This window comes from Paenibacillus sp. FSL R7-0198 (genome assembly GCF_038000415.1).
Lineage (GTDB): Bacteria > Bacillota > Bacilli > Paenibacillales > Paenibacillaceae > Paenibacillus.
This window is the reverse complement of the sequence record NZ_JBBOCB010000001.1, coordinates 6,167,339-6,186,066: the sequence shown is the minus strand read 5'-3', so window position 1 is coordinate 6,186,066 and position 18,728 is coordinate 6,167,339. Positions and strand designations below refer to the sequence as shown.

General features: G+C 45.2%; 20 protein-coding genes. All 20 read right to left on the bottom strand.

Features of this window, described 5'->3' with window-relative positions:
• Nucleotides 1–99: 99 nt before the first annotated feature.
• The gene (proS, locus tag MKY87_RS27185) at nt 100–1,554 is read right to left on the bottom strand and encodes a proline--tRNA ligase (protein ID WP_091031854.1); all 1,455 of its coding nucleotides are present in this window, start codon (nt 1,552–1,554) and stop codon (nt 100–102) included.
• Between the two features lie 62 nt (nt 1,555–1,616).
• Nucleotides 1,617–2,888 carry an RIP metalloprotease RseP gene (gene rseP, locus MKY87_RS27180; RefSeq protein WP_091031857.1) on the bottom strand — a complete coding sequence of 424 codons (1,272 nt, stop codon included), beginning with the start codon at nt 2,886–2,888 and terminating at the stop codon, nt 1,617–1,619.
• Between the two features lie 114 nt (nt 2,889–3,002).
• Entirely contained in the window at nt 3,003–4,142 is a 1,140-nt protein-coding gene (locus MKY87_RS27175) for a 1-deoxy-D-xylulose-5-phosphate reductoisomerase (protein WP_124114085.1), read from the bottom strand.
• A 70-nt stretch (nt 4,143–4,212) separates the two neighbouring features.
• The gene (locus MKY87_RS27170) at nt 4,213–5,007 is read right to left on the bottom strand and encodes a phosphatidate cytidylyltransferase (RefSeq protein WP_338593833.1); all 795 of its coding nucleotides are present in this window, start codon (nt 5,005–5,007) and stop codon (nt 4,213–4,215) included.
• A 16-nt stretch (nt 5,008–5,023) separates the two neighbouring features.
• Nucleotides 5,024–5,791, bottom strand: coding sequence for an isoprenyl transferase (locus MKY87_RS27165; RefSeq protein ID WP_017689151.1), 768 nt, complete (start codon nt 5,789–5,791; stop codon nt 5,024–5,026).
• An 89-nt stretch (nt 5,792–5,880) separates the two neighbouring features.
• Nucleotides 5,881–6,435: a ribosome recycling factor gene (frr, locus tag MKY87_RS27160; RefSeq protein WP_017689152.1), complete on the bottom strand. Its 555-nt coding sequence runs from the start codon at nt 6,433–6,435 to the stop codon at nt 5,881–5,883.
• Nucleotides 6,435–7,163, bottom strand: a complete 729-nt coding sequence (gene pyrH / locus MKY87_RS27155; RefSeq protein ID WP_338593831.1) for a UMP kinase — start codon at nt 7,161–7,163, stop codon at nt 6,435–6,437. The genes frr and pyrH overlap by 1 nt, the downstream gene beginning before the upstream one ends.
• A gap of 232 nt (nt 7,164–7,395) precedes the next feature.
• Nucleotides 7,396–8,046, bottom strand: coding sequence for a translation elongation factor Ts (gene tsf / locus MKY87_RS27150; protein ID WP_124114084.1), 651 nt, complete (start codon nt 8,044–8,046; stop codon nt 7,396–7,398).
• A gap of 115 nt (nt 8,047–8,161) precedes the next feature.
• Entirely contained in the window at nt 8,162–8,860 is a 699-nt protein-coding gene (gene rpsB, locus MKY87_RS27145; RefSeq protein WP_017689155.1) for a 30S ribosomal protein S2, read from the bottom strand.
• A 295-nt stretch (nt 8,861–9,155) separates the two neighbouring features.
• The gene (locus MKY87_RS27140) at nt 9,156–9,782 is read right to left on the bottom strand and encodes a hypothetical protein (RefSeq protein ID WP_340966924.1); all 627 of its coding nucleotides are present in this window, start codon (nt 9,780–9,782) and stop codon (nt 9,156–9,158) included.
• A gap of 3 nt (nt 9,783–9,785) precedes the next feature.
• Entirely contained in the window at nt 9,786–10,370 is a 585-nt protein-coding gene (locus MKY87_RS27135) for a hypothetical protein (protein ID WP_340966923.1), read from the bottom strand.
• 65 nt (nt 10,371–10,435) lie between these two features.
• Nucleotides 10,436–10,750 (bottom strand): hypothetical protein, encoded by a 315-nt coding sequence (locus MKY87_RS27130; RefSeq protein ID WP_339784550.1) that lies wholly within the window; start codon nt 10,748–10,750, stop codon nt 10,436–10,438.
• A 52-nt stretch (nt 10,751–10,802) separates the two neighbouring features.
• On the bottom strand, nt 10,803–12,212 hold the full coding sequence (locus tag MKY87_RS27125) for a DUF342 domain-containing protein (RefSeq protein WP_339784553.1): 1,410 nt from the start codon (nt 12,210–12,212) through the stop codon (nt 10,803–10,805).
• A 62-nt stretch (nt 12,213–12,274) separates the two neighbouring features.
• Nucleotides 12,275–13,063 carry a FliA/WhiG family RNA polymerase sigma factor gene (locus MKY87_RS27120; RefSeq protein ID WP_017689160.1) on the bottom strand — a complete coding sequence of 263 codons (789 nt, stop codon included), beginning with the start codon at nt 13,061–13,063 and terminating at the stop codon, nt 12,275–12,277.
• Nucleotides 13,064–13,078: 15 nt separating this feature from the next.
• Nucleotides 13,079–13,522: a hypothetical protein gene (locus MKY87_RS27115; RefSeq protein WP_076208888.1), complete on the bottom strand. Its 444-nt coding sequence runs from the start codon at nt 13,520–13,522 to the stop codon at nt 13,079–13,081.
• A 4-nt stretch (nt 13,523–13,526) separates the two neighbouring features.
• The gene (locus tag MKY87_RS27110) at nt 13,527–14,024 is read right to left on the bottom strand and encodes a chemotaxis protein CheD (protein ID WP_017689162.1); all 498 of its coding nucleotides are present in this window, start codon (nt 14,022–14,024) and stop codon (nt 13,527–13,529) included.
• Nucleotides 14,017–14,637 carry a chemotaxis protein CheC gene (locus MKY87_RS27105; RefSeq protein WP_338594906.1) on the bottom strand — a complete coding sequence of 207 codons (621 nt, stop codon included), beginning with the start codon at nt 14,635–14,637 and terminating at the stop codon, nt 14,017–14,019. Before MKY87_RS27105 ends, MKY87_RS27110 begins: the two co-directional genes overlap by 8 nt.
• 10 nt (nt 14,638–14,647) lie before the next feature.
• Nucleotides 14,648–15,109 carry a chemotaxis protein CheW gene (locus tag MKY87_RS27100; protein WP_036609340.1) on the bottom strand — a complete coding sequence of 154 codons (462 nt, stop codon included), beginning with the start codon at nt 15,107–15,109 and terminating at the stop codon, nt 14,648–14,650.
• Between the two features lie 41 nt (nt 15,110–15,150).
• Nucleotides 15,151–17,223 carry a chemotaxis protein CheA gene (locus MKY87_RS27095; protein WP_339784555.1) on the bottom strand — a complete coding sequence of 691 codons (2,073 nt, stop codon included), beginning with the start codon at nt 17,221–17,223 and terminating at the stop codon, nt 15,151–15,153.
• A gap of 32 nt (nt 17,224–17,255) precedes the next feature.
• Complete coding sequence (gene cheB / locus MKY87_RS27090; RefSeq protein WP_339784557.1) at nt 17,256–18,698, bottom strand: chemotaxis-specific protein-glutamate methyltransferase CheB; 1,443 nt, start codon at nt 18,696–18,698, stop codon at nt 17,256–17,258.
• Nucleotides 18,699–18,728: the final 30 nt, after the last annotated feature.

Here is an 18,728-nt window from a genome sequence, read left to right as displayed (position 1 = left end):
CTTTCAGAAAGCTTTTAGCTCCGCTTCTTCAGGTTATTTCTGTTCTCTACGTTCTCATGTAAATGTTTAGTTCAATGTATATAGTCAAGTGATCCTGACTTAGTATGCTCTTGCAAACACAACCGTGTGTTCTGCCTGTTCACCACAAGCCAGGCACGTATGCTTTTCTTCCGCAGGCTGGAACGGAATGTTCCGGCTTGTTGCACCTGTAACTTCTCTTACTTTATCTTCGCAAGCTTCTGAACCGCACCATCCAGCCAGTGTAAACCCGCGTTTATTTTCCATCAGTTCTTTCATCTCATCGAGTGTATCCACGGAGTAGAAGTTATCCGACATAAATGTGCGAGCACGCTCTAACATATCTACCTGAATCTGTGTCAGCATAGCCTGGATTTCTTCTACCAGGTTCGCTTGCTCTACCACTTTCTTCTCACCTGTGATCCGTGATACGAGTACACAAACGCCATTTTCCATATCACGTGGGCCAATCTCCAGACGAATCGGAACACCGCGCATCTCGTATTCATTGAATTTCCAACCTGGGCGAACATCGCTGCGATCATCCATTTTCACACGGACTCCAGCTTTTTTCAGCTCAGTGAACAACTCATCTGCACGCCCAACCACAGCATCACGCGTTTTAGGAGGTCCAATTGGAATCATGACCACTTGTGTTGGTGCGACTTTAGGAGGAAGTACGAGACCACGGTCATCTCCGTGAACCATAATTAATGCACCGATCAAACGTGTGCTTACTCCCCATGAAGTAGTGTAAGCCAGCTCCAGCACATTATTCCGGCTAAGATACTGGATTTCAAATGCTTTTGCAAAGTTCGTCCCCATGTAGTGAGATGTACCTGCTTGTACTGCACGTCCATCCTTCATCATGGCTTCGATCGAGTACGTATCCACCGCACCCGCAAACTTCTCGGATTTGGTTTTCTGACCCACAATTACAGGAATAGCCAAATATTCCTCAACTACTTCACGATAAATCTCAAGCATTTTCATCGTTTCTTCACGTGCTTCTTCTTCCGTCTCATGCGCAGTATGACCTTCCTGCCACAAGAACTCACTTGTGCGAAGGAAAGGCAACGTTCTTTTTTCCCAACGAACTACGTTAGCCCACTGGTTAATCAGTACGGGAAGATCCCGATAAGACTGAATCCACTTGGAATACATGTGACCAATAATCGTTTCGGATGTAGGACGGATTGCCAGACGTTCTTCCAGCTTCTCTCCGCCAGCTTCCGTAACCCATGGTAATTCAGGGTTAAAACCTTCCACGTGCTCTTTTTCCTTTTGAAAGAAGCTCTCAGGAATGAACATCGGGAAGTACGCATTGCGATGACCCGTTTCCCGGAAACGACGATCCAACTCATCCTTAATATGTTCCCAGATTTCAAAGCCATCTGGTTTGAACACAATACAACCGCGTACGGGTGCATAGTCCATGAGATCAGCTTTTTTGATAACATCAATGTACCAGCGTGAGAAATCCTCACCCTGTGGTGTGATTTCAGTCACGAACTGTTTATCATTTTCCTTTGACATAAGACTCCAGCGTCCTCCCATAACGACTATCTCTGAATGTCCAGAGCGTAGTCCAACCGTAATTATCCGTTAATTAAACGTAATATATCATTGTAAGTTACTGCCAGCATCAACACAAACAACATTGCAAATCCGATGAAATGCACCATGCCTTCGCGATTGGGATCAACAGGTCTGCCGCGCAGCGCTTCAATTCCCAAAAATACCAGACGACTGCCGTCCAGTGCAGGTATTGGTAGCAGGTTGAAAATCCCAAGGTATAGACTCAAAATCGCTGCCCATCTCGTTAACTGCTCAATCCCTTGTTTAGCAATTTGCCCTGTCACTTCAAATGTACGAACTGGACCACCAATATCATCCATGTTGAATTGATTGATCAGATGTTTAAAACCTTCAAATATCACTTTGGTTGTATCAACCATGGCCACGCCCGAGACTTTAAATGTCTCTACAAATCCAACAGATCGGGTTGGTAACGTAGGTACAATTCCCACTTTACCGCCCTCTTGTCCTTCTACAGCACGTGGAGTAATCGTTATATTAAACGTATCCGAACCCCGGCGCAGCGTCCATTCCATCGGCTTGTCTTTGGAATCGGCAATCATCGATACCATCTTTTGTGAATCTGTACCAATAACAGTACCATTGATCGTCTCAATAATATCGCCTTTTTGCAGGTTCGCCTGATCGGCTGCCCCACCTTCAAGCACTTCACCAATTTCAAGATTTTTTGGGTTTTCTACCGGAACTCCTGCCATCTGCGCATATACAGCAAACAGCACAAAGGCCAAGATAAAGTTCATGAGTGGGCCCGCAAAAATAGCCAATGCACGCTGTCCAACGGTTTTGCTGCCGAATTGACGATCTTTCGGTGCAATCTGCGTTTGTTTGCCACGACTTACCAACATTGCTTGAGGATGAATACGATACTCCTGAATCTCACCATCTACATCCAGTTGAAGCTTCAGGGCGTTCTCCATATCAATGGAGATGACTTCACCACGTATTACATTTTTACGGTTATCCAACTGATCCAGATAGATCATCTTCACCTGGTCATCCGCTGATCTTACCGCGATGGTCTGTCCTTCCTGGATCTCTACCAGTTCCGGATCTTCCCCTGCCATCCGTGCATATCCACCAAAAGGCAACAAACGCAATGTAAACTGGGTCTCGTTTCTTTTATATGAGAACAATTTGGGACCAAAACCGATCGCAAACTCCCGTACAAGAATACCGGCGCGTTTGGCAAAATAATAATGCCCCCATTCATGAACCGTCACGATGACAAAGAACATGAGCACCGTTAGAAATACCACTTGTATGGTTTCCAATCCCTATCCATCCTCCTTCACGGCACATACCGCAGTCTGTCCCTCTAGATTATCATTATTCTCTGATGCCGCACAAGAGAATCACTTCTTCCAATTTGTTATGAAAAAAAGAGATTACAGACTGGCCGCAAGCTTACGGCTCTCCTGATCACAACGCGCGATCTCCTGCAGATCAGGCTCGTCCACATTGTGGTGTGCTTCCAGCACAGAAGCAATAATATCTTCTATTTTAAGGAATGAAATCTCTTTACGCAAGAAACGGGCTACAGCAACCTCGTTGGCTGCATTAAACGCCGTCGTTGCGGTTCCTCCCATTTTACCACACTCATACGCCATTCTTAAACACGGGAACCGTTCCATATCCATCTCACGGAAATGTAATTTCCCAGCTTGAGCAAGAGACAGACGCTGTGCTGGTGATGGCAAGCGGTCAGGATAAGTCAGTGCATATTGAATTGGAACTCGCATATCCGGATTCCCCAGTTGTGCGATGATGCTAGTGTCATCAAATTCCACATATGAATGAATAACACTCTCTGGGTGAAGCAATACATTAATCTGATCATATCGAAGACCAAATAACCAATGTGCTTCAATGACCTCGAGACCCTTGTTAACCATCGTTGCCGAGTCTATCGTAATTTTGGACCCCATTGACCAATTCGGATGTTTAAGCGCATCCTCTATAGTCACGCTCTTCAACTGTTCACGGGTAAGATCACGGAATGATCCACCTGAAGCGGTGAGCGTAATGCCTGCCAAGCGTTCTCTGTTTTCACCATTCAAGCATTGGTATATCGCAGAGTGCTCACTATCGATGGGCAGCAAAGAGACTCCTTTGGCAGCAGCTCTTGTAGTAACAATATGCCCCGCCGTAACCAATGTCTCCTTGTTCGCCAGCCCGATCTGTTTGCCTGCATCTATGGCAGCAAGCGTTGACTCCAATCCAACACTCCCCACCACCGCTGTAACAACCGTATGTGCATCAGTTCCTGCCGCAACTTCTACGAGTCCTTCTGTGCCGTAAAATAGTTGCGTTCCTGCAGGCAAATGTGGAGCTACCTTCTCCGCCAATTCTTTGGACCCCACCGATACTTTCTTCGGTCGATAACGTTTGGTTTGTTCGATCAGCAGGTCTGTATTGCCTCCGGCAGCCAGTCCCTCCACTTGAAAGAGTTCTGGATGCATGTCAACTACATCCAGTGTCTGGGTTCCAATGGAACCGGTTGACCCAAGAATCGCAATTTTTTTCATGCTGCACCTCATCTTAAATTATCCAATGCCTACGGCGAACAATGCTGTTATCTCAGACTCATGTTCTTCTTTAGTAGGGCAGTAGCATTAGTATATGTACGAATGGAAAAACAACAATCCAGCTGTCGCACCGATCAAGAATGCCTCCATGCCCTGGGAGAAGACTGCCTGAATCCTTGATATTATATACACGTTTGTATGCAGACTGGATCAAGTCACCCATCTGACCTACAACTGCACAGGCAATTCCGATCACAATCGCTCTCTGCCAGGAAAGCAAACCATCTGATACTAATGCAAAAATAACAGAAGTAACAATTGCAATCACGATGCCACCCAGTGCACCCTCCACGGTTTTGTTTGGACTGATGGAAGGCCACAGTTTGTTTTTACCAATTAGTTTCCCTACAAAATAAGCTCCTGCATCACTGGCCCATATGGAGCCCAGCAACAGGAATGTCCAGAACAACCCATGAAGCAGATGTCTGGATTCTGCAATGTAATAGAAACCGATCCCTATATACAACACGCCAAGGAAAAGCATCGCCACTGTATTGACGGGAACCTTATTTTTGGTGACAACCGAAGCTGTCATCAGTACAAGCATTACTATCCAGATGACCTGAAATAAGGATAGCGGTCTTGCCTCCCACAGCATTTCCCAAGGAAACACAATGGCAAAAACACCAGCATATCCAATCAGGGCCACACCTGAAAAAGGCATCACCCCGGTCATTTTAACAAATTCATAATAACCGATGAGAGCCATAAGCAATACCAAACCATGGTACCAGGGTCCGCCCAGCATGCAAAAACCTAAAAACAACACACCTGCTATGATTCCTGTCGTTAATCGCTGTTTCAACGGCTTCATCCTCCATCTATTTCAAACCGCCGTAACGCCTTGTTCTGCGCTGATATTCGGCTACTGCTTCAAGCAAATGCTTTTTGCCAAATTCGGGCCAGTATATATCCGTAAACCATAATTCACTATATGCAAGCTGCCAGAGCATAAAGTTGCTTAATCTCAACTCTCCGCTCGTCCGGATCAGCAGATCCGGATCGGGCATGTCAACCGTCAGCATATGTCTATCAATGAGTTCAGGTGTTATGTCCTCTGCCGATAGTTCCCCCGATTTCACCTGCAGAGCGATCTGTTTAACACAGTCCGTCATTTCACGACGACTTCCATAGTTCATTGCAAAGTTCAAAACGAGACCTGTATTATGTTCCGTAAGACGAATGGCTTCCCGCAAGGCATTAATGGTATGAGAAGGTAAATGTTCCTCTTGACCCATCATGCGAATGCGCACATTTTTTTCTATAAGTTCATCCAGCTCTATGGCCAGAAATTCTTGCGGAAGTCGCATCAGAAAATCCACTTCTTCTTTTGGACGCGTCCAGTTTTCTGTCGAAAAAGCGTACATCGTCAGATATTTGATGCCCAGTTCATCCGCCGCGATGGTCGCACGTTTGACCGCCTTCATGCCATTTTGGTGCCCGGCTATACGCGGGAGTCCCAAACGTTTGGCCCATCGTCCATTGCCGTCCATGATGATGGCGACGTGCTGCGGGATATTGTCCTCGGATATAGTCAGCGTTTCCTGCTTGTCAGCCCCATTCCACCACGACCGAACCCGTTTGATCATTCCTGTTCCTCCAAAATCCCTGAAGTTTCTTTACCTGAAGCTTGGAAAAAGAGACAAAACCCCACCGTATTGGAGGGGCTGCGCTTGTCTTACACTTCCATGATTTCTTTTTCTTTGGCAGCGAGTACCTTATCGACTTCAGCAATAAACTTGTCGGTCGATTTTTGGATATCGTCCTGATGTCTCCGGGATTCATCCTCGGAAATATCTGACTTCTCCATTTTCTTGATGTCATCATTCGCGTCACGGCGAATGTTACGAATCGCTACTTTACCTTCTTCACCGAACTTCTTTGTCAGCTTAACAAGTTCCGCTCTACGTTCTTCCGTCAATGCCGGAATAGACAGACGGATCATGCTACCATCATTGGCTGGAGTAAGACCCAGATCCGATTTCATGATGGCACGCTCGATGTCACCCATGGAAGATTTGTCCCAAGGCTGAATCATCAGTGTACGGGAATCCGGAGTACTGATATTAGCGAGTTGGTTCAATGGCGTCATTGCTCCATAATACTCTACCTGAATTCGGTCCAGAAGAGCTGGAGTTGCGCGGCCTGCACGCAAAGTAGCCAGGTCACGACGCAATGCTTGAATTGCTTTTTCCATACGCTCTTCGGCGTGTTGTTTAACCGCTTGTGGCATTAATCTACACTCCCTTTAACGATTGTTCCGATACGTTCGCCCAGAACAACACGTTTGATGTTACCTTGTTCCGTAATGGCAAATACGATCAACGGGATGTTGTTGTCCTTACAAAGCGAGGATGCCGTCGAATCCATTACACCAAGGTCTTTGTTAAGAATATCCATGTAAGTCAACTGATCAAATTTCACAGCTGAGCTGTCCTTAAACGGATCTGCTGAGTATACACCATCAACTTTATTTTTGGCCATCAAGATAACTTCTGCTTCAATCTCCGCTGCGCGCAGTGCTGCTGTTGTATCCGTGGAAAAGAACGGGTTACCTGTACCTGCTGCAAAAATAACGACCCGGCCTTTCTCCAGATGGCGAATAGCTCTACGACGAATATAAGGCTCTGCAATCTGTTGCATCGCAATAGATGTCTGAACACGCGTAGGCACTTCAATCTGCTCTAAAGCATCCTGCAGTGCCAGCGAGTTCATTACTGTCGCCAGCATACCCATATAATCGGCAGTTGCACGATCGATGCCGTTTTCGCTACCGGCAATTCCACGCCAGATGTTTCCGCCGCCACATACAATAGCAACCTGTACACCAAGTGCAACAACCTCTTTTACCTGTTGGGCAATCGACGAGATCGTATCTGCATCAATACCGTAGCCGTTTTGACCGGAAAGAGACTCTCCGCTGACCTTTAAGACAACACGTTTAAATACTGGCTGTTCCAATTATTCACCCTCCACTTTGAATCGAACACGCTTGGTGTTCAACCAACAAAACTTCTCGCGCATGGCCTCCTGCTTAAAAAGAAAGGAACACAGTTGTGTTCCGCTCTTTTAGGAAAAACGTTTAACCGGTAAGGCACTGTTTTCCTGAGATATAAGGGAGTTTACGCTTCGAAGTTTCATCATTCTTATATCTTCGAAAATCAATTCTGCTCGCCGGTTTATAAGAACCGTCTTATTTGTTTACTTGGGACATTACTTCTTCTACGAAGTTGTCTACTTTTTTCTCAAGACCTTCACCCAGTTCGTAACGAACGAAACGACGGATGGAGATGTTTTCACCAATTTGGCTGATTTTTTCGTTCAGCAATTGAGAGATCGTTTTGTCTGGATCTTTAACGAAAGTTTGTTCCATCAGGCAGTACTCTTCGTAGTATTTACCGATACGGCCTTCAACCATTTTTTCAATGATTTTCTCTGGTTTGCCTTCGTTAAGAGCTTGAGCTTTCAGGATTTCTTTTTCTTTTTCCAGCTCATCTGCAGGAACTTCTTCGCGTGTAACGAATTTAGGATTAGCTGCAGCGATTTGCATAGCTACATCTTTAACAAAATCCTTAAATTGATCCGTTTTACCAACGAAGTCTGTTTCACAGTTAACTTCAACCAAGACACCAATACGTCCACCAGCGTGGATGTAAGATTCAACAACACCTTCAGTTGCTGCACGGCCTGCTTTGCTTGCTGCTGCAGAAAGACCTTTCTCACGCAACAATTCAGCTGCTTTCGTTACATCACCGTTTGCTTCTTCCAGTGCTTTTTTGCAATCGAGCATACCAGCGCCCGTTCTTTCGCGAAGTTCTTTTACTGCACTCGCATTAACTGCCATTATAAATTCCCTCCAAAATTAAGTATTGTACGTACACTCTAAAAAAAGGGCAGTGAGAGGTTATCCACCTGCCAACCACCCTTTTCATTTAGTTTATAACATATGTTCGAATCTATTAAGCGGAAGTTTCTTCGCCTTGGTTAGCTTCGATTACAGCATCAGCCATTTTACCTGTCAGCAATTTAACAGCGCGAATCGCGTCGTCATTACCTGGGATAACATAATCGATCTCGTCCGGATCGCAGTTAGTATCAACGATACCAACAATTGGGATACCCAATTTGCGAGCTTCCGCAACAGCGATACGCTCTTTGCGTGGATCGATGATGAACAAGGCGCTTGGCAGGCCTTTCATATTTTTAATACCGCCCAAGAATTTCTCCAGACGATCTTTTTCTTTGCGAAGCAAGATAACTTCTTTTTTAGGCAATACAGCGAATGTACCGTCTTCTTCCCAAGCTTCCAACTGTTTCAAACGATCAATACGTTTTTGAATAGTTTGGAAGTTAGTCAGGGTACCGCCGAGCCAGCGTTGGTTAATGTAGAATTGACCAGCACGTTCAGCTTCTTCTTTAACGGAATCTTGAGCTTGTTTCTTAGTACCCACGAAAAGAATTTTACCATTCTCTCCTGCGATTCCTTTAACGAAGTTGTAAGCCTCTTCGACTTTTTTCACCGTTTTTTGCAAATCGATGATGTAAATTCCGTTTCTTTCAGTGAAGATATAACGATCCATTTTTGGGTTCCAACGACGAGTTTGGTGACCGAAGTGTACCCCAGCTTCGAGAAGCTGCTTCATGGAGATTACTGCCATCTTCACACACCTCCTAATATGGTTTTTATTGTGTCCTCCGCCGGCATCATTTTTCGCCAAGACTCTCCATAAGGAAAGCACCCTCAACAAAATTAGCACATGCGTGTGTTTTAACACCGTTATCTAATATATCACAACTGATTGTCTGATGCAACAGTCTTTGAAGCTAAAATCTACTTTTTACTTTTTGCTAGTATCGAATCATTTTAAACCTGATATGTAAATCAACACTAATTATTATCAAGCTTTGAAAATGCACCGTTTAATACGCAAAAACCGCCCTGTCCGAGCATGCTCAGTTTGACGGTTCTTTCGTAATTTTTGCGATAATGGATTTGAAACTTTCACCTTTTTCAAGCGCATAAGTACCCACTTGGATTTTGGTATTGATTCGCTCAGCTTTGCCAGCCTTTATGAATGCTTGAGCATCATCTACGATTCCCGCGGTTTTTAGATTTGCTGCAACGATCGCCAGACTATTGCCTGAACGTACTTTGAATGATACTGTTGCGCCTTTCGGATTGCTCGGCGTTACAGGTTCTGTTGTCTTCGGCTCAGTTATCTCTTTCTGCCCTTCAACTTCACTTGCAGCAGGCTCTTGTGGGTTCTCAGGCTCTGCAGGTGTCTCCGTAGAGGTTACTGTCTCAGGTGGCGTTGCTGTATTCCCCTGCAACTCACTGCTCTCCTGCTTTTTCTTTGCTACCCACTCTGCTTCTGTGTATAGTTCCTCTTCAGAACCGACCAACTTCATATCCAAGGTTTTTGCGGCCGTTTCAAGCTGTTCTTTGGTCATATTGGCAGTCTGCTGGGGGTCCAGATTACTATCGGATAATGCATTTTGTCCGACTGTGGCCAGTTGAAGCAAAACTGCACCAATAATCATGCCGCTCCCCAGACCAATCCATAAGGATCGCTTGTCCATGACTTAGCTTTCCTCCCGTTCTGCCAATTGCAGTATTAACTGTACCTCACCGCGCTGAATGCCTGTCTGCTTGGATATGGCATCCATCGACTTACCTTCAGCATGTAGAGTAAAGAGTTCTGCGTATCGATCTTTAATCGACTCACGTTGTGGCAAAGATTCGACTTCACTAGTCTGTACGTCTGCTTCTAACGCCTGCTGGGCAGCCTCTGCTTGTACACTTTTCACAAGCGCTTGTGCTTGCAAGCCTTCGGAAGCTTGTACCGGTACACTACCTGAGTGTGGCACAGGTGATGCGACAGATTCATTTTTTTTGCTCTGCTCCAGCTGATCCAACCGCTGCTGTAATTCCTGAAGTTGCAATTGCATGCGTTGATCGGCTGCTGTCGCTTCTCCCTTCATTTCAGCCACACGTTGAATAAGAGCATCATTATCATTTTCGATCTCGGTCATGTAGTGTTCAAGCGTAGATTCCATCTCCTGCACCAGTTGATGCCCAGGCTCTTGCGCCTTGTTTTTACGAGGCATAATATAAGCGTAGGCGATGGCGCAAGCCCCTAATATGACAATAATGATCCATGGTGACAAATTGGGTTCTCTCCTTCTGATTCAACCATCGGTGCGAAAGACTGCATGTCCATAACAACCATTTATTATAAAGACAGATCTATGTGTTTTCCTTTGTACGGGTGCTCTGCAGGTTTAACAGTTTCTTGAGCCTGAGCAGTCTCCTGTCCATCGGAACCACTCTGCTGATCCCCATCATGGGTATGACCATCACGCACCGAAGTCTGTGAAGTTTCGTCCATTGCTTCACTTCGTTGCCTTGCTTCATTTGCTTCTTTCGACGTTTGCTCTGCCAAAAGATTTTGATCCGTAATCGGTCGCTGCTGGGCTTCACTTTGATAACGTCCCGCTTCACTTGTTCGTGGTACCGCAATCTGCAACTCCACTGCTTTGAAACTCATACGCTCACCTCACGGTTTCGAATGGATTTCTTCCTGTGCCTGAATGCTGTACTTAAACGTATGGAACCATCGTAATATCACCATCGTGATAATAAAATGAAATTCGACTCACTGGATCTTTAATAAATTTCGTGTATCTGCCGATAACTATTTTAGAGCCTCCATAAATCATCTTCAGAATATCAACACGAGCCTTACTTGTATCTTCAAGTGCCTTCTCAATTTCAAAGATACGCATTTTCGTTTCTTCACTTATACGAAGAGCGGATTTCTGCGTAGCATTCAGCTTGATTCGCATCGACATCTTATCTGGAGTTAGTTGTCCAGCGGCAGCTAATTGATCCAGCAATGTCAAAGCTTTCTTCGTTTTGTCCAAGGAATCCATCTGCTCTCTGACTTCCTTGCGCAAATCATTGAGTTCGTTACGCAGCTTTGGCAGCACACCAACTTCAATGGAAGTGACCGTGGACATGCTGTTGCCCACAACACGCGCTGAGACGTTCTGACCAGCCTGGATCGAGCCACCAACGATAAGACCTTTGGTGCCCGCACAGATGACACCATGGCCAGCACGAATATTGGAATGCATAATACTTTGGGAAACCAGAACATCTTCACCGGCATCCACGTTGCCTTCTTGAATGAAAGTACATTTAACATTATGGCCTGCTTGTACCAGTCCTTTGTTATAACCAATAATACCACCGGTAATTTCGATTGAGCCGCCTGCTTCCAGTTCAGCTCCTTCGACACCTCCGACGACGCGAATGTCACCTGCTGCTTTTACTTTAAATCCGGTAAGTACATTGCCTCGTATGACAACTGTGCCTACAAAGTCGATATTACCATTATTGTAATCAACGTCACCATTGACTTCATAGACCGGAAACACATTCAGTTTGTTACCGTCTGTTTTGGTAACCAGCCCATCCAGTGCAGCATACATCGCAGAACCATCCGGGTTAATCACAACGTTTTTCCCTACTTTAAACCGAGCTTCTTTTCCCGGACGATAAGGAATTTCCTCGCCCGTCACTGCCCTGCCGGGTATACCATCGCAAGGAGCGATACGCTCTGCAATGATCTGACCACTACGGACATTATTTAACCGGGTCACTTCTTTGTAATCGACAGTTCCATCTTCCGATTCCAGTGGTCGTCGTTCATTCGTATCGTCCATTCCAACCAGAATCTTGATGAAGCCATCTGTTCCTTGAATGGGAGCGACACCTTCTGCAATCTTGTATTTATCTTTCAAATAGGTTTCAGGGTTACTCACAAAAAGTAACAATGCTTCTCGCGATACACCTTGTTTGATGCCCTTGTCCGCCACAAATTGTTCAAGTTCATCGATCGTGCAGGCAAAGCCTTCTTCCTCTTTGGAAAATTCAAGGTAGGCTGTGCATTTGTCGTCCGATAAAACAATGTTTAAACATTGTTCCAAAGCAGTCCGCTGTGTCACTGCAATTCTTCCCCCTTTTAGACTTTCCACTCCCCAAACTCCAATGATATTACTTCTCTCTATTAATCTTTACGCATCAACAAATCTTTCTGTTTGTCCAACGTGCCGCGTAATCGTAATATTGCCTTGGAATGTAACTGGGATATACGAGACGGAGAAAGAGACATAACCTCAGCAATTTCACTAAGAGAAAGATCTTCGTAATACAAGAGTGAAACGACCGTTCTCTCTTTTACCGTCAACTTGTCAAGCCCTTGCACCAAAGCTTCCTTCAAATAAAACTCATTCACTTTATAATCCGGATTTTTGGCTTTCTCATCCACCATCAAAGACAGACGAGTTTCAGACTCTTCCTCACGAATTGGGTCCTCCAACGAGCAAAGTGACATGACTGCCACTTCCTGAAGCATATGTTGAAAATCTTTAGTGGACACGTCCAGATACTCGCTCATTTCCTCATCACTAACGGACCTGAGATAACTTTGTTCCAGCTGTTGATAGGCGTCTTCGATTCGTTTGGCCTTCTCCCGCACAGAACGCGGAACCCAATCACCTTGACGCAGACCGTCAAGAATGGCTCCGCGGACCCTCCATGATGCATAAGTTTCAAATTGCAGACCACGTTCATAGTCGAACTTCTCCAATGCATCAATTAACCCCATAACGCCATTGCTCTCCAAGTCATCCTTGGGAACATTTTTGGGCAAACCAACAGCCAGTCGACCGGATACATAATTTACAATGTGAAGATACTTTTCAATCAAAGTTTTCTTGGCTTCAAGATCTCCATGTTCTTTCCACTTTTCCCACAGATCAGAATGGTTCAAATGTGAAGCTTTACGCTCGTTCAATTGCTTTCACCCTCCTTATTTGTCTGTCAGGTGACGAACGGCCTGCGCCAATTCCTCCGGATCCTTGGTCCGGACAAGTTTAGGCGGATCCAAAGGGGCGAATCCCGTTGGAGCTTTCGTCTCAGATGGCGGAAGATCGTCCCCAGATGAAGCGTTCTGTCCACTCTTGAGCAAATCATTCAGCTCTTGTCCATCGTCTTCGATTTTAATGTCCACCTGTGAACCTCTTTGATCTTGAGCATTTGGTGAATCATAACCATACCCATTTCCCTCGATCTGAGGGTTCAGCAGCAATCCCAATCCCCAGCGTAAACCATATGCAAGGACAAACCAGGCTACGAATCCGATCAATCCGCGAATTAAACTGGTCATCAGCACATTGCTGCTGTATGCTACAAAAAAAGTAAGAATAAACCCAACGATGCCTGCTCCAAGATTAATGCGGTAGTTTCCTATCATAGTCTTATAGTTCCTTTACACCCATTTGTACACTTCGAATAGTCAAAAGTCCAGTTTCACAATCCATCTCAATCGTGCGTCCATAATTCCCACCCGTATCTTCTGCTAGAAGAGGGATATTGAGTTTTTGAAGCCATTCTCGACATGAATCTGCATTCCTTGGTCCAATGCGCATTGTATCTCCAGCGCCAGCAAAGGCAAACATCTGAGAGCCTCCGGCCATTTTAGACACAATACGTGAGTGAGAAGCGCCTAGTTTTATCATTTTTTCCAAAAGCTCAGGCAACGCCGTATCCGCATATTTCGCAGTGTTCAGTTTCCCTTCACGGGCGATCTCTGAAGTAGGAAGCATGACATGCGCCATTCCAGCCAGCTTCAAATGTGGGTCATACATTGTTAATCCCACACACGAACCCAAGCCAGTCGTACGGATTACACCAGGAAGATGAGCGATGTTTAAATCCGCCATACCGACTTTAACGACGCTTTTGTCCTCAATCATGGCTCAGTGGCACCCCTAGCGATTCAAATATCTTTGCAAAGGATGGTGGATCCGGAATGAGGAAAAACTGACCCTCGACTTGATCTTCACCTTCAAAGAAAGATGTGTCAATTAACAATGCAGCGTCACCCATCTCGCCAAATTGCAGCAAGCCATAACTTAGAATGGCACCCGCCATGTCGATGGCAAGTCCAGGAACGGTTGGATACATAGACAACTTCGTAAAATCTGCCAAAGAAGAAAGATAGGATCCAGCTAAAATATTTCCAATCTCGGAAAGCGCTGATTGTTCCATATCTGTAAAAGCGAGTCCTTCTTTCAGATCGAACCCGGCAAGTCTGTTCAACAACATTTTAGCAGCCTCTGGTGTCATCATAAAGAAAAGATTTCCCGGTGCTTCGCCTTCTACACGAAGAAACACGGTAACCACGATGCGTTCATCTCCGCCCACTTTTTCGGCAACTTCTTCAAAAGGGAGCATTTGTACTTTAGGTACACCCATGTCAATCGGTCTGTTGAGGAGTTGAGACAACGCCGTTGCGGCGTTGCCTGCTCCAATGTTACCGACCTCTTTGAGCACATCCATCTGGAATACCTCAAATCGGTTGAACATCTCCACGGTACTAGCCCTCAACACTTTCCAGCTGTACAATCTCGCTTTTATTTAATACTTCGTTTAGGTTGAGCATAATCAACAAACGTGAATCCTCCAATTTAGCAACACCTCGCAGGTATCTCGCCTTGACGCCACCAACCACTTCTGGCGGGCTATCGATCGCACTGCTCTTGATATCAATAACATCATTGGCAGAATCTACGATAAAGCCAACTTGCATGTCGTCTACACCTACGATAACAATACGAGTCTGATCCGTGTATTCCGTTTCCGGAAGGGAGAAACGACCGCGTAGATCAATGACTGGAATTACAACACCACGTAGATTAATAACTCCTTTTACAAAGGAAAGTGTCTTGGGAACACGGGTAATTGGCATCATACGCTCAATCGTCTGAACCTTGTCTACCTCAATACCATACTCTTCGGAACCCAATTTAAAGACGATGACTTTCAACTCTTCTTCCATGTAAAAAACCTCCCTATTAAATGTAAGACTTAGCTCTATGCTTATTTAATAAATGCATTAGGATCAAGAATCAGGGCTACTTGTCCATCTCCGAGAATGGTTGCTCCAGAGATTCCTTCAATAGCAGGAAGATAGGTTCCCATTGATTTGAGAACAATCTCACTTTGTCCAATAAATTCTTCAACAGCTACGGCTGCAAGACGGTCGCCTTTGCGAATCACGACTATTTCTGTTTCTTGCTCATCAGCGTCGTTGAAATCCGGTACCGAGAAAACTTCGCTCAAGGACAAATACGGAATCAGTGACTCACGGAACGTGATCATTTTATTGCCGTGAATATTACGAACTTGCTCACGTTGTACAATGGCCGTCTCTACAATGGAGGACAACGGAACAGCGTATTTCTCTGAACCAAGTCGTACAAGCATTGCAGCAATAATGGATAGAGTCAACGGAAGCTGAACAGAGAAGTTCGTGCCTTTGCCTGGAGTTGAATGAATCGTTACATTACCGCCAAGCGAAGTGATCTTCGATTTTACTACATCCAATCCAACACCCCGGCCAGAGATATCCGAGATAATATCAGCAGTACTAAATCCAGGTGCAAACAACAGTTGATTCACTTCATCGTCACTCATCTTGGCACCTTGTTCTTCGGTTACAACACCACGTTTGATCGCGGTTTTCAAAAGCTTGTCGCGATAGATACCTTTACCATCATCTTCAATCTCGATAAATACGTGATTTCCACTGTGGAAGGCACGCAGGTTTACTATACCCATCTCTGGTTTACCTGCAGCTACACGTTCTGCAATGGATTCCACACCATGGTCAACCGCGTTACGCAGTAAATGCACAAGCGGATCACCAATCTCATCAATTACCGTACGATCCAGTTCCGTCTCAGCACCTGTAATCACCAGATCGATTTTTTTATCAAGTGTCTTAGCCAGATCACGGATCATGCGCGGGAATCGATTGAATACGGTATCTACCGGAACCATCCGCAATTTCAGTACAATATTTTGCAAATCTGTGCTAACTCGACTTAAATGAGCTACTGTATCGGATAAATCATTGTTGCCTGTTTCACTGGCCAGTTGCTCCAGACGCGAACGGTCAATCAACAATTCACTGAACAGGTTCATCAATACGTCAAGACGTTCAATATCCACACGAATGGTACGCGAAGGTGCAGCAGCTTGCTTCGGTGCAGCAGTTTTTGCTGGTGCCGTTGTGGTTTCTTCTTTGGGTACAGAATTCTTATCCGGCGAAGCAACCTCAGCTACAGCTGTTGGTACGGGTGGCGCTTCAACTGTAGCTGCTACCTGATTGGCCATCTGCTGAAGAGTCTCCTGATCCAGTTGAATGAGCTTCGCACTTTCAATTTCAGAGATACTCATGATGCCTTCTTCCAGTTCGTGCGCCTCTTTAGTTGTTATGTAATACAACGAGAAACTGCGCTCAAACTTCTCCTGCTCAATATCCTGGACAGATGGGTAAGCCTTAACGACTTCACCTGAACGTTCCAGCATATCAAAGACCATATAAGCCCGTACACCTTTTAACTGGCTATGCTCGCTAACAAGCACATCCACGTAGAACACACGATGACCTTCGGCGATCGACTGATCCAGCACTGAATATTGGAATTCATCCAGCTCCACAGCCGAAGAGATTGAAGCGTTAGCCGGCTTGTTTGTTTCTGTAGCAGGTCCATTTCCGTTTGTCATTTCACCATTTTCAATGGCTTGAAGTGAAGCTACGATTGACGACACATCTGCTTTACCTTGTCCACCTTCGGTAATATCCTGAACCATGGTTTCCAAAGCGTCCAGACTCTTGAACATGGTATCAAAAATGTAATCCTGCATTTTCAACTTCTCATTACGAACCAGATCCAACACATTTTCCATTTTATGTGTCAGTGATGCCAAATCTTCAAAGCCCATAGTTGCTGCCATACCCTTCAAGGTATGAGCCGAGCGGAATATAACCTGAACTATGCCCAGGTCTTCCGGATTGCCTTCAAGTTGAAGCATGTTTTCGTTAAGCGATTGCAGATGATCATTAGACTCATCAATAAACATGGATAAATATTGGTTCATGTCCATTGTGAGGCACCTCCTCCGTGAGTTACACTCCGTTATTTCACTGCTTGAACAAGTTTAGAAGCAATCTCCTGCAATGGCAGAAGATGACGAACGCATTGCAGCTCTACAGCAGAACGCGGCATACCATATACAACACATGTTTCTTCATTCTCGGCAAAGGTTGATGTAACTCCAGCTTCGTATAATCTCTTCATCATACGTGCTCCATCACTTCCCATTCCCGTTAGCAAAACAAGATGTCTTTGTAAAGATGTAAACGGCAGAAGTGACTCAAACATCGTATCCACTGAAGGTCTATGTCCATTCACTGGTTGATCTTCAGTCAACTTCACAATAAACTTCCCGTCTGCTGTTTTGTTAACTTTCACATGGAATCCGCCGGGTGCTATATAGGCGGTTCCTTTCTTCAGAACCATGCCCTCTTCAGCTTCAACCACATGCAGTGGACTGAATGTATTCAATCGTTGAGCCAGAGAACGTGTGAAATTGGGCGGCATATGCTGCACAATAATGACCGGTGCAGGCAAATCAGCAGGCAACTGCTCAAGCAATGTCTTGAGAGCCCTCGGCCCACCCGTAGAACAACCTATTGCCACAAGTTTGTTGAATGGTCCTTCCAGCCCCCCTCCACCTTTGGGAACAGGATTAGGCTTGATTACATCCTTGGCTTTTGCAGAGGCAGAGGTTGCCGCTATTTGATCAGCTGCCACTCTAGCTGCATTAGGTAGTCGAACTTCCTTTGGAGTCTGTACTGGATTAGCTGACCTCACTGCTTTTTCTGCCTTCGTCCCCAAATTACGCTCAGCCTTTGGCAAAGGCTCAGGTTTATTCTCTACGCGACCTGGTTTTGAAGGTGACAATGGTTGAATTGGTTTCTTTGCTTTGGCCTGAAAGGCTTCAGTCCGCTCTCGAAGAGAGCGTTGAATCGTCTCGACAGGGTCGATCGTTTTTTTCACAGGCTCCGCTCGATCCCTGGCCGGCAGTTCTTTCTGCACTGGCTGAGTTGGGGGAACAACTGCTCCTAGCAACATGTCTCTATTTTTCATGGATAACTCACGATCAGCTTTTCGTTTGATCTCATTCATCGCAGCTCGCATGCGCTCAACCAAGGCTTTACCAACTTGAGCAATATCCTGGTCATGTGAAATAGATGGTTTGCGAATGAAGTCAAATGCCCCAGCTTCAAGCGCCATAATGGTTTCTTTCATGCCTTGTTCATTGATACCAGAGAGCATAATCACAGGAACGAAAGATTCCTTCATAATTGATTTTAATGCATCCAACCCATTCATTTCGGGCATCTCAACGTCCATTGTAATAATATCGGGTTTCAATTCTAGTGATTTTTGAATCGCTTCTCTACCGTTTGATGCCGTTGCCGTAACCTTGAATTCCGGATCCGCTTGGATCAAATCCGTAACAATCTTACGCATAAAAGCGGAATCATCGACAACCAATACTTGATACGCCGCCATGTTGTGTCACCCCTGTTTCCTTTATTCAGA

What these genes read in the sequence shown, in the direction of transcription:
- proS (WP_091031854.1), bottom strand. Translation starts at nt 1,554, where the DNA reads ATGTCAAAGGAAAATGATAAACAGTTCGTGACTGAAATCACACCACAG.
- MKY87_RS27175 (WP_124114085.1), bottom strand. Translation starts at nt 4,142, where the DNA reads ATGAAAAAAATTGCGATTCTTGGGTCAACCGGTTCCATTGGAACCCAG.
- MKY87_RS27165 (WP_017689151.1), bottom strand. Translation starts at nt 5,791, where the DNA reads ATGATCAAACGGGTTCGGTCGTGGTGGAATGGGGCTGACAAGCAGGAA.
- frr (WP_017689152.1), bottom strand. Translation starts at nt 6,435, where the DNA reads ATGCCACAAGCGGTTAAACAACACGCCGAAGAGCGTATGGAAAAAGCA.
- tsf (WP_124114084.1), bottom strand. Translation starts at nt 8,046, where the DNA reads ATGGCAGTTAATGCGAGTGCAGTAAAAGAACTTCGCGAAAGAACGGGC.
- rpsB (WP_017689155.1), bottom strand. Translation starts at nt 8,860, where the DNA reads ATGGCAGTAATCTCCATGAAGCAGCTTCTCGAAGCTGGGGTACACTTC.
- MKY87_RS27140 (WP_340966924.1), bottom strand. Translation starts at nt 9,782, where the DNA reads ATGGACAAGCGATCCTTATGGATTGGTCTGGGGAGCGGCATGATTATT.
- MKY87_RS27130 (WP_339784550.1), bottom strand. Translation starts at nt 10,750, where the DNA reads ATGAGTTTCAAAGCAGTGGAGTTGCAGATTGCGGTACCACGAACAAGT.
- MKY87_RS27115 (WP_076208888.1), bottom strand. Translation starts at nt 13,522, where the DNA reads ATGATAGGAAACTACCGCATTAATCTTGGAGCAGGCATCGTTGGGTTT.
- MKY87_RS27110 (WP_017689162.1), bottom strand. Translation starts at nt 14,024, where the DNA reads ATGATTGAGGACAAAAGCGTCGTTAAAGTCGGTATGGCGGATTTAAAC.
- MKY87_RS27105 (WP_338594906.1), bottom strand. Translation starts at nt 14,637, where the DNA reads ATGTTCAACCGATTTGAGGTATTCCAGATGGATGTGCTCAAAGAGGTC.
- MKY87_RS27100 (WP_036609340.1), bottom strand. Translation starts at nt 15,109, where the DNA reads ATGGAAGAAGAGTTGAAAGTCATCGTCTTTAAATTGGGTTCCGAAGAG.
- MKY87_RS27095 (WP_339784555.1), bottom strand. Translation starts at nt 17,223, where the DNA reads ATGGACATGAACCAATATTTATCCATGTTTATTGATGAGTCTAATGAT.
- cheB (WP_339784557.1), bottom strand. Translation starts at nt 18,698, where the DNA reads ATGGCGGCGTATCAAGTATTGGTTGTCGATGATTCCGCTTTTATGCGT.